This window comes from Bartonella sp. AA2SXKL, assembly GCF_042197205.1.
In the GTDB taxonomy this organism is placed as follows: Bacteria; Pseudomonadota; Alphaproteobacteria; order Rhizobiales; family Rhizobiaceae; genus Bartonella.
Genome location: NZ_JBHIRN010000001.1, coordinates 20327 through 33954, shown reverse-complemented (window position 1 = coordinate 33954; position 13628 = coordinate 20327). Strand labels below are relative to the sequence as shown.

Genomic DNA, 13628 nt, shown 5'->3' with positions numbered 1-13628 from the left:
GAAAGTTTATTCTTGTAAAAATATCATTTTCGGATCTTATCCTTTTATTTTGTATATTCTTTCATTTTTATGTGAGCAGTAAAAATAGCGAGCAATAAAGGAGGTGTTTTCTGCTTTGTTATTGTTTGGGCATAGATTTCATTATCAATAACCGTATAGGATAAGCTTATGGGAGATAGCTTTTCGATTCGAAATGAAATGGCTTTTGAAGCCACATTAAAAGCTTTAAGAAACCATGCTGCAAAGGATGGGGTCTATGATATTCGTCGGCATTTTGTAGAAGATGAACAGCGTTTTTCCCATTTTTCTCTCAGACTTGATGATCTTCTTTTCGATTTTTCAAAATGTGGTGTGACATTTAAAACATTGCAACTTCTAGATGATTTAGCGGTCGCAGCAGATGTGTTAGGCCGGCGTGATGCAATGTTTTCTGGTAAGGCGATTAATACAACTGAAAAACGCTCAGTTCTTCATATTGCATTACGTTTACCTGCTGATGAAATTTTCATGTTGGATGGTCATAATCTTATTCGCGATATTCAAGACGTCCTTGACGATATGGAAAGATTTTCTGAAAAGGTGCGTGATGGAAGCTATAAGGGAAGCAGTGGCGAGAGAATAAGTGATATTGTCAATATTGGTATTGGTGGTTCTGATCTTGGTCCTGCAATGGTCACGTATGCTTTAAAACCTTATCATGATGGTCCACAGTGTCATTTTGTTTCGAATGCTGACAGTGCCCATATTTCTGATACTCTCTCTATTTTGAATCCAGCAACAACGCTGTTTGTCATTGCTTCTAAAACTTTTACAACGGCTGAAACAATGGTCAATGCTCAAGTTGCACGTCAGTGGATTTGTTCACATTTAGGAGAAGAAGCCGTTTGTACGCATTTTGTTGCTGTTTCAAGTGCGCTTGATAAAGTGGCAGAATTTGGCATAGATTCCACAAGAGTTTTTAAATTTTGGAATTGGGTTGGAGGACGTTATTCAATTTGGTCAGCCATTGGACTTGTTGTTATGTTTGCAGTAGGTGGTGGAAATTTTCGCCAATTTCTCAATGGTGCTTTGCAAATGGATCAACATTTTAAAACTATGTCTTTGCATAAAAATATTCCTATTCGTTTTGCTCTTTTAGGATTCTGGCATCGTGTTATTTGTGGTTATTCATCACGTTCGATCATTCCTTATGCACAGCGTTTAATACATTTTCCAGCTTATTTACAACAGCTTGATATGGAATCAAATGGTAAGCAAGTCTCGCTGGATGGAAAACCATTAAGTTTTTCAAGTGGTCCAATTGTTTGGGGGGATTCAGGAACAAATAGTCAACATGCTTTTTTTCAGCTTCTGCATCAAGGAACAGATATTATTCCTGTAGAATTTATTTTATTTATAAAAGGGCATGAGAAAAAATTACATTCTATGTATGAGATGTTGCTAGCAAACGGTTTAGCACAATCAAAAGCCTTGATGAAGGGGCGTAGTCTTGAAGATGCTCGGCATATCTTGATAAAAAATGGAGTTGATGAGGGTGAAGCAGACCATTTAGCACGTCATAGAAGTTTTAAAGGAAACCGTCCCAGCATTACGCTGGTTCAAGATTCATTAACACCTTTTGCACTCGGTCGTCTTATTGCGCTTTATGAACATCGCACTTTTGTTGAAGGGATTTTAATGAATATTAATTCATTTGATCAATGGGGTGTTGAACTTGGTAAAGAATTAGCAAACGAGTTACTACCAATTCTTCGTGGAGAAAGTAAAGCGGATAATCGTGATAGTTCAACATTAGGGTTGCTAGCACATATTCAAGCAAGACGTGCAAAATAAATATAATTTTACAGTAGGTTTTGTACTAACTAAGCAAAAGTAGAATGAGAGAGAAATATGAGATAATTCTTTAATTTTACTATGCCTTCTCTTATTATCTGGATTAGATTTATGTAACAGAAAATCAAAAAAGTGCAAAAATTGTAAAAATGAGAATTTATTCGCAAAAACGATAAAGACCTTTGAGAGGTCTTTGAAGACCCTTTGAGAACCCCTTAAAAACTCTTTGAAAAAAATAAATTGGTACAAAACCTAGTGTCAAAATATACAAAACCCGCTGGCAAGCTACAGCTACAACCGGAAAGCTAGGATTAAAGACAGTTTTAATAATATCGCTTTATAAACTGTGGCGGAGAGAGAGGGATTTGAACCCCCGATAGAGTTGCCCCTATGCCGCATTTCGAGTGCGGTGCTTTCAACCACTCAGCCATCTCTCCATAATAAAGTGAAACAAAAATCGGCACTATTTGAGTGTATAAGGGGTAGATAACCTTCAATTGTTTTTGGTACAACCTTTTTTTCTTTTTTATGGGACTTTATTGACAGAGAATAGAAATTCCTTCATATATACAAAATATAAGCGTGGGGAAATCTGCGCATATTTGTGTTGAAGAAGGTTTTATCCTTCTTTGGGATCTATTACGACTGATAAAAAGCAGCCTATTTTCCCTTATTTCAAGGCAGAAATTAAATAAGAGCTGGAGTGAACGGAAGGATAAAAAATGTTCGCAGTCATTAAAACTGGTGGTAAGCAATACCGCATTGTTGCTAATCAAGTGGTAAAAGTTGAAAAAGTTAGTGGAAATGCGGGTGATGTGGTTGAATTCAATGACATATTAATGGTTGGGCAAGAAGGTAATGCGGTTATTGGTACCCCTGTCGTTGCTGATGCATTGGTGACAGCTGAGATTTTAGAACAGGCACGTGGGCGCAAGGTTATCGCATTTAAGAAGCGCCGTCGTCAAAATTCTAAACGCACGCGTGGCCATCGTCAAGAATTTACGAGGCTTCGTGTTTTAGAAATTTTAATGGGTGGTTCAAAACCTAAAAAAGTTGCTGCGAAACCTATAAAAGAAGAAGAAACTACACCAAAAGAAACAAAAGCTGCTGCTTCTGTTGAGAAGACGGCTAAAAAAACGGTTGAAAAAAAGACTGCGTCGCAGAAGAAAGCATCTGTAGCATCAAAGAGTAAGAAAGATTAAAGGAGAGCGTCTATGGCACATAAAAAAGCTGGTGGTTCCTCGCGTAATGGTCGTGATTCAGAATCGAAACGTCTAGGCGTTAAAAAATTTGGTGGTGAAACCGTTATTGCCGGAAATATTATTATTCGCCAGCGTGGTACACGTTGGCATCCTGGAAACAATGTCGGCATTGGAAAAGACCATACGCTTTTTGCATTATCAAATGGAAAGGTTTCTTTTCAACGCAAAGCGGGTAATCGTTCCTATGTTTCAGTCATTCCTATGGTGGAGGCAGCAGAGTAATCTGTAACACTCTCTAGCCATCAACGGGATTTCATTGAATTGTAGTTGTGGTTTTATAAGTATTCAAAGGGAAAGATGAATCTCATCTTTCCCTTTTTGCGTTGGTACTATAATAAATGTAGAAGATAAAAAGGTAGAATCGGGGAAATGGCTTTTCTCAATGAGGGAAAAAGTTTGTGCGCTGTTATGTTAGTATTTAAGTACTGAACATATTGATATTATGATAGAGTTTGTTGATAAGTTTCTGTATAATAATCAGTGAGGAGAGACTTTCTTTTTATGTATGAAGAAGCGTCGAGTAATTTCTTATAAGAGAAGCAGTTTGTTTTCAGAAAATTATGAGAAATTTAATGAGAGCATTATTGATGTAATCATTTTGATAAAGATGGATCTTTTTATCGGCATTGTGGTATTGATGAGTTGTCATACTGTTTTTAGGTGGTAGTGTGGGTAGGTGGGGCTATTCATTTAAAAAGACATAGGGATAAAAAATCCATAAGAAGGTAGTCAAAACTACTTTGAAAGTGACGTGCATTAAGGAATTTTCGGTAAATCGAGAGTGAAATTATATTTTTAAGGAGTACGGTGTTTAAAGATATAAAAATAACCAACTTGCAATCAGCGCCCTTCAAGAATATTTTTTCTGATTTCACTATTATTGTGTATTGTTGAAAATAGACAAGCATAAGAGCTAGGGTTAAGGCAATAATTGCTTTTCATTTTTTACTTTATTTATCTTATTTGTAGAGTTTTTCTTGATTTTAGTAGTTGGTGATGGTGCTTGGGGGGGGGATGTCGTACTTTGCAAATGTGCGACAGAGGGCATTGTGTATTTGCGATATTGATTGAAGTAAAGGTGTAGCTTAAAATATATAAATATTATATATCGAGAGTTTGATATCATAAGATGGGTAGCACGGAATTTTAAAGATGATAAGTTGCATGGAGCAATTTGTAATTATGTAATGAACTTATAAAGAGGGATAATAGGTTAAATAAACTTTGAGGAATCAATTAAAATATTAGCTGAAGTTACGGATGATTGGGAAGGATGCTTTCTTGTAGGGAGAATAGTGAAAAGTTATGTTGGATAACTTAGGATAATGAGAGCATTTTGAAAGCATAGTTTTTCAGGTGATTAGTGCTGTAAAAAACGGGGTTTTGTCTTTGTAAAGTAAAAGAGTAAGAGGCGGACTTGTTTATGATGGTTTTAAGCACTTAGGTGGATAATAATATCTAATTGTTTTATCGGTTATATTGAGGTATTTAAGCACCTCACTTAGCTATATTCTGTAAATATAAAGAGAGCTGTGGTGGTATTTATAGCTTGTATTTTGGGAAATGCAGCTTTGAAAAGGAATGTATCAGAGATATTGGTGTTCAAATGTGAGGCAATTTGAATTCATGATGAGATATGAGAAAGCAGAAGCAATGAATGTAGATTTTACTGATGGTGAAATCTTGTCTATAAGATCTGTACAACTTGCAGCTGCTTTTGATCATAAAAATGATGCAATTTATGCTGCTGCTGAATTGCTTGTGCAGGTTGGTGCAGTTGATAAGTGTTATCTGGCAAGTATGCTTGCACGTGAAGAAACAACCAATACTTGGCTTGGAAATGGTATAGCCATTCCTCATGGTATGGCTGAAAATCGTGATTTAATTATCAAGGATGCTGTTGCTGTTATACAGGTGCCTGCTGGTGTTGAGTGGCAGGATGGCAAGAAAGCATATTTGGTTATTGCCATTGCAGCGTGTCCAGATCGCTATAGAGAAATTTGTAAAAAATTGACGTCTCTTTTATTTGATAAAAAACAGCTTGAAGTACTTGCAACAACTATGGACAAACAGCAAATTGTTACAACTTTGTTTGACCAAGAGATGAAGATAGAAAAAACTTTTATTGGTGACCTTTCGGTGTGTCAGGAATGGACTTTAGATTATCCAAGTGGTCTTCATGCACGACCAGCTTCTCTATGGGTTGATTTTGCGAAAAAGGCTCAAAACTCTATCAGAGTTCGCCATGGTCAATATACCGTTGAAATGAAAAATTTGGTTGGTTTATTGCAATTAGGAGCAAAAAACGGTGATGTTCTGATTTTTTCTACAGATGCTACAGAAGGAGCACAACTTCTCAATGATGCCATTGCTATTGCAAAAAAAGTGAGTATTAGTGAAAAATGTCTGATGAGAGCAATGGAATCTCAAACAAAGGCTTTTCATGGTTGGTATCCACGCTCTATGCAAAAAGGCATTTCTGGTGTTGGAGCGAGTTCAGGATTAGCATTTGGTAAGATTTTTGTTTTAAGGCAAAATGATATTTCCATAATAGATCAGCCAATTGATTTTGCAGCTGGTGCAGCATGTCTTGAAAATGCTCTTACAAAAACAAAACATAAAATGGCATCTGTGATTTCTGATATTACAGTGCGTATGGGAGCAGATTCTGCTGCGATTTTTTCTGCGCAAATGGTTTTGCTTGAAGATGAAAATTTAATAGCTCAAGCTTGTCGTTTTATAGCGGAAGGTCATGGTGTCGCTTGGTCTTGGGATAGAGCGGTTCGTCAATTTTCAGATATGTTTTTTAAGGTAGATAATCCTTTGTTAGCAGCACGTGCTGTTAATTTAGTTGATGTTGGTCGACGTGTTTTAGGTGAAATCAATCCATCCTATAGATCGTTCTTTTTAAATGATATTCCACATGGTGTAATTCTGGTTACAAATGACCTTTCTCCTTCTGATGTAGCACAACTTGATTGTACAAGGGTAAAAGGATTAGCAACAGCATGGGGAGGTCCATTATCTCATACAGCTATTTTGGCGCGTACTCTTGGTATTCCAATGGTTGTTGCTGCAGGTGATGATATTTTAGCAATTCAGTCTGATATTCAGGCTATTATTGATGGCGATAACGGGTTTATTTACCTTAATCCTACGCTTGAAGACGTTGAAGATGCTCAAAGGCATATTGATACTGTTGCGCAAAAACGTGTCAGTGAAATAAATGCATGTAGATTACCAGCGCAAACGACAGATGGTCAAAGAATTCGTATCATGGCTAATGTCAACTACGCAAATCAGGTTCCTGTTGCGCTTGATTTAGGGGCTGAAGGTGTTGGACTCATGCGCACGGAATTTTTGTTTTTAGAGAATCCATATATTCCAGATGAAGAGCTACAATTTAATATATATCGGGCGATGATTACAGCTGTAGGAGATAAGCCATTAATTATTCGTGCACTTGATATTGGTGGAGATAAACAGGTTACGCATTTACATTTATCTAAAGAGGACAATCCTTTTTTAGGTGTTCGAGGAACGCGGCTTTTGTTACGTCGACGTGATCTTTTGGTGCCTCAATTACGTGCTTTATATCGAGCGGCAAAAGAGGGTGGAGATCTATGGATTGTGTTTCCGATGGTCATGTCTGTTTCAGAGATTGTCGCTATAAAAAAGATTGCAGAGGAAATCCGCAACGATGTTGATGCACCAAAATTAAAACTTGGTATTATGATCGAAGTTCCAGCAGCGGCCATTATGGCAGATGTATTAAGCGCCCATGTTGATTTTTTTTCAATTGGAACCAATGACCTAACACAGTATACAATGGCTGTTGATCGGCAAAATCCGTACCTTGTGTCTGAAGCTGATAGCCTTGATCCAGCAGTTTTGCGTATGATTTATCAGACTATTCAGGGAGCTGCACAACATAAGTGTTGGGTGAGTGTATGTGGTGGTATGGCTGGAGATCCTTTTGGTGCAATGATTTTGACTGGATTGGGAATTAATGAGCTTTCTATGATATCTTGCGATATTTCTCCAGTAAAGGCGTGTTTACAGACTCATAGTTTTGAAGATATGAAAATTTTAGCACAAAAAGCATTACAATGTGAAACTGCACGAGCTGTACGTGCTCTAAGCAAGGATATAAGGTAATAAAGAACATTAAGGGGAAAGAACGAGCTGCATTTTGCAGACTAATCAGATCTTTAGTGTTGTAAAACATTAATACAGTATATTAATTTATAATGGTAATTTATCGTTTTACATAATGAGAACCCTGAATATTGTAGGGTTTTTTCGTTTTAAATTTCTCTATATTTAATTAATAAAAATTACTCTTTTATACATTACAAGGAGGAGTAATGTATGGATAAAAACACTCTAAGAAAGAATAAATTCCTTTTATGCATTCTCTCAAATAGCAATAGATATTGTAACATTAGGCGACAAATAGCGTGATAGTACTTGGCTTTTACTTTTTATTTAAGGAAAGATGATGTTATCCAATAGATTTTATACCATTCATAGATACCGTATGAGGTAGATGTGGCAAGCTTTAAGAGATGTTTTTTTACAAACGTGTGGATGAGAAAGAAAATAGTATTTTTAGAGTATTCTGTTTTGTGATGAGACCATATCACGCTTAAAGAATGCGATAATCAAAAGTATAAAGTAATACGTAATTTTTTTAAATAATGGAGACTACTTTAGATATTTTGAAAACTGTAAAGCTGAATTTAAAAATATATGGTAAAAATGAAAACAGGTTTGCATTTTTATGATTTTGTATTTGATCAAAATGAGACTATTTTTTCATTTTAGAAAATAAAATATATTCATACATATTAAATTAAAAATGCAAAGTTTTTTCTGAATTTTATTTTCTTTAGTATCAACTAAATATAGAAGTGTGAAATTGAATAGAGGATTTAGAATAGGGCTTATTATGTAATCCTATGAAAGAGAAAACTGATACCATCACACTATTTTACAGCTCTCAATGTTGCAAAAATTCGTGCTATTTAAGAAAATGCATAAGAGCCGCTTATCCTCTCTTAAAATGTTCTTCCCCCACATACCATCCCTTCCTATGACGTATAAGTAAGTGATTTTAATTATTTGGTTGTGTAAAACTATGGGCTTTATGCTAATTTTAAGAGAAGTATTTTTTTTGTGAAGCAGAAAGTGCGTAAATGAGCATGAAAGTTTATAACTGGTGACAATCTTTTTATTCTCATTATTGTATTCTACAAACCTATCCACGAAAAAAGTTTTTTCTTAAAAAGAAGGGATGTGCTTGTTATTCAACAGATAAAAGCTCTTACTTTAATAAATGAATTTGTTTTTTGGGTTTTGAATGTGTAGTTTAGACTTGCACGTTATTTCTTTCTGGGTATAGTGCGAACTTCTGGAGAGGTGGCCGAGTGGTTGAAGGCGCACGCCTGGAACGCGTGTATATGGGAAACCATATCGAGGGTTCGAATCCCTCTCTCTCCGCCATTAATTTAAAACGAACTTTCATATGCTTGATATGACATAGTTTAAAAAGCTCAGCATTTGCAGGATTTTTTATTGTTTGCAATTCACCAGTTCGCGTCGATCTATGCTTATCATTATGTACACCTAGAAATTGCTGTTGAATTTCCATGAATTTTATACTTTTTAAGCTCCTCTCCTCTCGATCTTGAGATAACCTGATCTAGTATAAACGATCTTTTCAAATATCATCACAGGATTTTTGCCATTATCACTAACTTCTGGTAGAGCTTTTAGAATTAATGGTGATCATAGTGCTATTTGCAATTTCGTTGATTAACGCGCTAAATGCGTTTTATCCCACATGAGAGGTAACGAATACCTCAGCTTTTCTCACGCAATGTGTTTATTTAAAATTAATGTCATGAATATTTGTACAAAATTTTTATCTATACGATAATCAAAAAAAGGCTGACGTAATATAATAATTGAACATCATTCATGCGGCGCTTTCTTTTATCTCTAAGCTTTGTATGTAAATAGATAGTCCGTGCAAAATAAATAAAGGGGCGCAAAAGCCTATAAATACACACAGGACGTATAATATAGAAAATGAAAAAAATTTTCCTGCATATAAAAGTACAATAGAGAATAAAGCTGTTATGATGCGTACACTGGCATCGCCTGCCAAAATCACCTCGGCTAAATTTTCACTAGGTGTGATAGCTTGTCCAATTGTTATTCCCGATACCCTAAAATAAAATTGCCCAATACCTAATAAAAATCCCATAATATAAAGGGAATATTGAGTAAAATTTAAATATAAAACAAAAGAGATTGCGATCACGGCAAAAGCCGGTGCCCCCATACAAAAAAACGAATTAAAGATGGAAATTTCCGTAAATAATAAGATAAGATAAGACCATTGATCACAAAACCCAGTGCTGACAAAGCAAAAATAGAATTTTGAATGGCTGTAAATTTTATATTATCTGATGTTATAGAAGCAAGAACAAGTGGCAATAAAACAATAGGCCCCGTATAGAGAGAATTATTCAAAATACGATTAATCGTTAAAAAACGCAACGCAGAAATCCGCCAAAGGCACCTGAACCCAACTCCATAAGCTTTTTGAGATGGCTTTTTTAATAGCTCTTTTGCTCTGTTTAGTTGTTGTATAGACTTTATACGAAACCATAAGCAGGCATTCAAAAGATAGATAAATACAATAAAGGCTATGGCTATTTTGTGCCCCAAATGCGCAATTATAAAATATATAAGCAATGGGGATATAATAACAAAAAACTGACAGCAACTAGTGTAAAATGCAAAAATTCCAGCTTTTTGTTTGGGAGCTGGAATCAGCTGATTCAAGGCACTATTGTTATTTAGGTTATCAGCCCCCATCAAGAGAGCAAGTAAAAAAAAATACAAATAAAATAAGTACTGGATTGTTCATAAATAATAAGAAAGACAATAAACAAGCGCCAATAATTTGACTATAAAACCCAATTATAAAGCCTTGATAGTGCGCCAACACGTTTCCCAAACATAAGCCAGAAATTCCAATTGCGATTAAATTAACGACATTTAAAGTAGCAGACGCTTCTCCCGTTGTATCTTGGAATTGTAACAAAGAAAGGCCAATAGATAATACACCACTAGCACAAAAACTCGTCAAACAACCAATCACAATCATAAGAAAAACAGAATTATGCAATAGCCTCCTCCCTCTTAAACAGAGACTCAAGCCATTTTATGATTTTCTCCATTGTCGAATATGGTTCGGTACTAAATTCCAGTTTTTCATAAAAGTTTAGTTCAAATGCGTTATAGGCACTTATTTTTTGAAAGTCATCTGTCAGCATGAATTCTATACTTGGCAACGTTGTACCCATAGATTGAGACAAATAATAGGAAATTACTTTCCAATACATATAGGTACACTCTCTTGCCAAATAATTTTCCAAGGCATATTTCAAGTGACAACCACTTAAAATATATTTCGGACAATGGTGCAACGGATAATAAATACAAATAGCACCGGCTTCATGTCCCAGACAAGAAGAAATATTAATATTTTTATCATTTCATAATATTATAAAAACGCTCAGTGAGCAGATCTTCCAAATTTAGTCTAGTCACAACAAGATTGGTTGCTAATTTTTGAGAAACATGAGACCAAGCCAATCTTACTACTAAAGTTCCAATAACCTTTAAGTCAGATTCTGGATAAGCTTTTTTTAAATTTTCCACCCATATGTCTCTGTGACATATAATAATTGGCTCATCTCGTCTGAATGAACAAGATGTAATTCTAAACCAATATTATCACAAAGTTTTGAGCTCTTGAATTCTCCGTATCCTAATCTGGTATTCTTAAATCATCATAGGAACTAAGAATTTTTAAGTATTCCAACTTTTATTAAACTTTGTAACAATCTATTAGAATCTCCCCTTCACTGACTTCGACAATTATTTTCTCACCACTACAAGAACAAAAAATTATCTTTGAATTTGCTTACTTTTAGAAAGAAAAATGAGCAATACTTTTCCTTAACTAAAAGAAACACGCTCTATACCTTTTTCTTTATGATTATCAAAAAACTATCCCGTTACAATTAACCATCAATTATTAGAATAATATTCTGCGTTTAGCCTAATAAACTGTTATAATCAATGTTTTTCTCTGTTCTAAAAATCAGTGCTTTTCATTCTAGAGATACTCGTAATTGCTGTAAAATCTTTCCCAAATAACACGATCACCCTGAGAAGTTTTATACATACACACTACATTATACGGAATGCTATGTATTTTTTAACTTACTCAACTAACAAACATCTTTTAATGGACAAAATAAATCACGAAATTTCTGTGCTGTCACAATTCGAAAAACAATCATATATCTCCCTCCAATGATAGACGATGTCATTAGAAGAAAGCTTTAATGATATTGGTAGAATAAATTAACCAGAAAAAATTGCAGCGTTGATGGAATAAATTCTATTTTATACCTTGTAATTCTATCTAAATTTTAATCATTTTTGTTAAAGGTTCTTATGCAATTTTTTCTACATTCAGCATCATTTTACCACTTGTTGGCAACAAAAGATTAATAGCTAAATTCACCTATGTCATAATAGTTCTTTTTTGGGTAAAATAGGACATCTTCAATTTCGATATATAAATATTTTAATTCTTTAATATATTCTCTTCACATGCTTTAGATTAACAACACAACAAAACCCAAAATAAAAATATTTATTTTACTTAAGTTATTGAATATTATTTAAAAAGTATGGAAATAAAGTGATGCAAGAGTTAAAAATTATTTAAAAATTCAAATCCATCTACATTTTAGAGCCATCACGCATGGTAATAGCAGTTTTCATTAGGTATACTAAATATGCTTGATAACTTTTCTGCTTCATGCTTGTAGGGAATTTCAGATAGAGATAATACCAGAATCCATTCGTGAATGCTCGACAATAAAGCTGTAAACAAAATTATTTCCTTTTTGTTTAATCCGTTAAGCTTGATCCATTTTTTATTCCTAAAGAATAACGTTCTATTTTGTACTGTAAAATGCGGTTTCTGAAAAGTTTCTACGTTGGTTTGGGTAGAGGACGTAAATTTCATAGCCTTATTTTCCGCAGAATCTATGGGCGCATTATGGGAAGCAGGAGTAAAAGAATAAAATCCTGTATGAGAAAGAATCCATTAAAGAGCGTGCGGTTACCCATCTCTAATATCTCCAATAGTGAGATTTTCTGTAGCAATTGCATATATGCATCCTACATCTGCCGCAATTGATTTGTGCCTTGTATTGGCAGGTAGATGTATAATATCTCCTAGTGTACAGGTTATATGTTTTTCGCTATAGAAAAAATCTAACTCTCCCTCTATAATTAAGAGAGTTTCATCGACCTAGTGAATATGCCAATCGTGTATTTTTTTTGGAAAATCTCTTTGTATCTCTATTGATCCTTGCTCTGGAAGCATCATTTTGAATATATCATGGATATTTTTATTTAATTTAATTTTAGAAAATTTAGTCATTATCGTGCTCCATTATATGATATGGGCAAGGTGGGGATTCAATATTATTATCTTGCAGGAAGTATTGCGTCCATTCTCTATTTTGGGGGGCGCCATATTTTCCTAAAAAAGGAGATTTTGTGATAATATCAAAAGGTTCAAGCTTTTTTCCTACAACGAGAATGCATTTTTTGCTTTTTGTTCTGTAGAGAGAAGATCAGAAAAAACCCACCTAGGCTGGAAAGTTAACATAAATATAGAACTTACTTAATTCTGTTTATATAAGACGGGGTATTGTAAACTATGAATATAGGTTCGCTATGAAAGCAGAACTCCCATAGACGATTGTACATATTTTTTGTATATACTTAGGTCATTCTCGGTTGTCAAAATCTCGCAAGTTTTTAAGCATAGATCAGAATTTTTCTCTATAAACTTCGATACTTTGTATGGGGCCGGCTCCTCGAATGTAACAAAAGATGTGTTTTTTCCAAAACTTTTATAATTATCGCAATAAGTTATCAGGTCTTCCATCATATTTTTTGCGGTCAACTTATTGTAGAACCCAAATCTAAGCATATTTTTTGAGTATCCATTTACACCGAATAGGCAGAAAAGGCCTAATTGTGTTATTCATGGTTGTATTGAATTCTTTAAAAATGACTTGCTTCCATTTTTAATACTTGTCTATATTTTCAATTGACTGCGCTTCTGAATTCATGTTTTCCTCCCAATTGCTGTATTTTATAAGAAATTGCTACGAATAATCCTCTCCAAAGCTGATAATTCATCATCAAATACGACATCATATAGATAAGTTTTTTTGATTATGAATAAAATCATTTATTAATCAATTTATCCACGATAAATCCTCCTTTATGTATTCTTACTCTAAATCTGAAACTTTAGAGATGTGATTGCAATAATTTAACTGCTCAGGAAAAATATCACGTTATATATTTTAATTAGAAAACTAACTGTAATGGGCTTGTTTTAAAAGATTTAGAGAAGGG

At 34.3% G+C, this 13628-nt stretch carries 10 protein-coding genes, 2 tRNA genes and 1 pseudogene; 5 read left to right on the top strand and 8 right to left on the bottom strand.

Annotated features, from left to right (window positions below; all coding sequences use genetic code 11):
* Positions 1 to 168: 168 nt before the first annotated feature.
* Positions 169 to 1833 carry a glucose-6-phosphate isomerase gene (pgi, locus tag ACFINS_RS00115; RefSeq protein ID WP_375611444.1) on the top strand — a complete coding sequence of 555 codons (1665 nt, stop codon included), beginning with the start codon at positions 169 to 171 and terminating at the stop codon, positions 1831 to 1833.
* 347 nt (positions 1834 to 2180) lie between these two features.
* On the opposite strand, the gene ACFINS_RS00110 is transcribed toward pgi, so the two are convergent.
* Positions 2181 to 2270 (bottom strand) — tRNA-Ser (locus ACFINS_RS00110).
* A 285-nt stretch (positions 2271 to 2555) separates the two neighbouring features.
* Here ACFINS_RS00110 and rplU point away from each other — a divergent pair.
* The 4 genes from rplU to ACFINS_RS00090 all read left to right on the top strand — a co-directional run bounded on the left by rplU (position 2556) and on the right by ACFINS_RS00090 (position 8600).
* The gene (gene rplU / locus ACFINS_RS00105) at positions 2556 to 3035 is read left to right on the top strand and encodes a 50S ribosomal protein L21 (protein WP_375611445.1); all 480 of its coding nucleotides are present in this window, start codon (positions 2556 to 2558) and stop codon (positions 3033 to 3035) included.
* A 12-nt stretch (positions 3036 to 3047) separates the two neighbouring features.
* Positions 3048 to 3317 (top strand): 50S ribosomal protein L27, encoded by a 270-nt coding sequence (gene rpmA, locus ACFINS_RS00100; RefSeq protein ID WP_273723965.1) that lies wholly within the window; start codon positions 3048 to 3050, stop codon positions 3315 to 3317.
* A 1404-nt stretch (positions 3318 to 4721) separates the two neighbouring features.
* Complete coding sequence (gene ptsP, locus ACFINS_RS00095; protein WP_375611446.1) at positions 4722 to 7253, top strand: phosphoenolpyruvate--protein phosphotransferase; 2532 nt, start codon at positions 4722 to 4724, stop codon at positions 7251 to 7253.
* 1257 nt (positions 7254 to 8510) lie between these two features.
* Positions 8511 to 8600, top strand: a tRNA-Ser gene (locus tag ACFINS_RS00090).
* 475 nt (positions 8601 to 9075) lie between these two features.
* Here ACFINS_RS00090 and ACFINS_RS00085 read toward each other — a convergent pair.
* The 7 genes and pseudogenes from ACFINS_RS00085 to ACFINS_RS00055 form a co-directional block, all read right to left on the bottom strand.
* On the bottom strand, positions 9076 to 9366 hold the full coding sequence (locus ACFINS_RS00085; RefSeq protein ID WP_375705743.1) for a hypothetical protein: 291 nt from the start codon (positions 9364 to 9366) through the stop codon (positions 9076 to 9078).
* Positions 9367 to 9419: 53 nt separating this feature from the next.
* The gene (locus tag ACFINS_RS00080) at positions 9420 to 9788 is read right to left on the bottom strand and encodes a hypothetical protein (RefSeq protein WP_375705742.1); all 369 of its coding nucleotides are present in this window, start codon (positions 9786 to 9788) and stop codon (positions 9420 to 9422) included.
* Between the two features lie 184 nt (positions 9789 to 9972).
* Positions 9973 to 10296, bottom strand: a complete 324-nt coding sequence (locus ACFINS_RS00075; RefSeq protein WP_375705741.1) for a hypothetical protein — start codon at positions 10294 to 10296, stop codon at positions 9973 to 9975.
* A 365-nt stretch (positions 10297 to 10661) separates the two neighbouring features.
* Positions 10662 to 10832 carry a hypothetical protein gene (locus ACFINS_RS00070; protein WP_375611449.1) on the bottom strand — a complete coding sequence of 57 codons (171 nt, stop codon included), beginning with the start codon at positions 10830 to 10832 and terminating at the stop codon, positions 10662 to 10664.
* Between the two features lie 1796 nt (positions 10833 to 12628).
* Positions 12629 to 12802 (bottom strand): annotated as a pseudogene (locus tag ACFINS_RS00065) (YqcI/YcgG family protein); the annotation flags it as partial.
* Between the two features lie 76 nt (positions 12803 to 12878).
* On the bottom strand, positions 12879 to 12968 hold the full coding sequence (locus ACFINS_RS00060) for a YqcI/YcgG family protein (RefSeq protein WP_375611451.1): 90 nt from the start codon (positions 12966 to 12968) through the stop codon (positions 12879 to 12881).
* A complete protein-coding gene (locus ACFINS_RS00055) occupies positions 12934 to 13194 on the bottom strand; it encodes a hypothetical protein (protein WP_375611452.1) in 261 nt (86 codons plus the stop codon). The genes ACFINS_RS00060 and ACFINS_RS00055 overlap by 35 nt, the downstream gene beginning before the upstream one ends.
* Between the last annotated feature and the right edge of the window lie 434 nt (positions 13195 to 13628).

Bases quoted from the DNA above. Each gene is read 5' to 3' on its own strand.
- pgi (WP_375611444.1), top strand. From the start codon at position 169: ATGGGAGATAGCTTTTCGATTCGAAATGAAATGGCTTTTGAAGCCACA.
- rplU (WP_375611445.1), top strand. From the start codon at position 2,556: ATGTTCGCAGTCATTAAAACTGGTGGTAAGCAATACCGCATTGTTGCT.
- rpmA (WP_273723965.1), top strand. From the start codon at position 3,048: ATGGCACATAAAAAAGCTGGTGGTTCCTCGCGTAATGGTCGTGATTCA.
- ptsP (WP_375611446.1), top strand. From the start codon at position 4,722: ATGATGAGATATGAGAAAGCAGAAGCAATGAATGTAGATTTTACTGAT.
- ACFINS_RS00085 (WP_375705743.1), bottom strand. From the start codon at position 9,366: ATGGGATTTTTATTAGGTATTGGGCAATTTTATTTTAGGGTATCGGGA.
- ACFINS_RS00060 (WP_375611451.1), bottom strand. From the start codon at position 12,968: ATGTACAATCGTCTATGGGAGTTCTGCTTTCATAGCGAACCTATATTC.
- ACFINS_RS00055 (WP_375611452.1), bottom strand. From the start codon at position 13,194: ATGCTTAGATTTGGGTTCTACAATAAGTTGACCGCAAAAAATATGATG.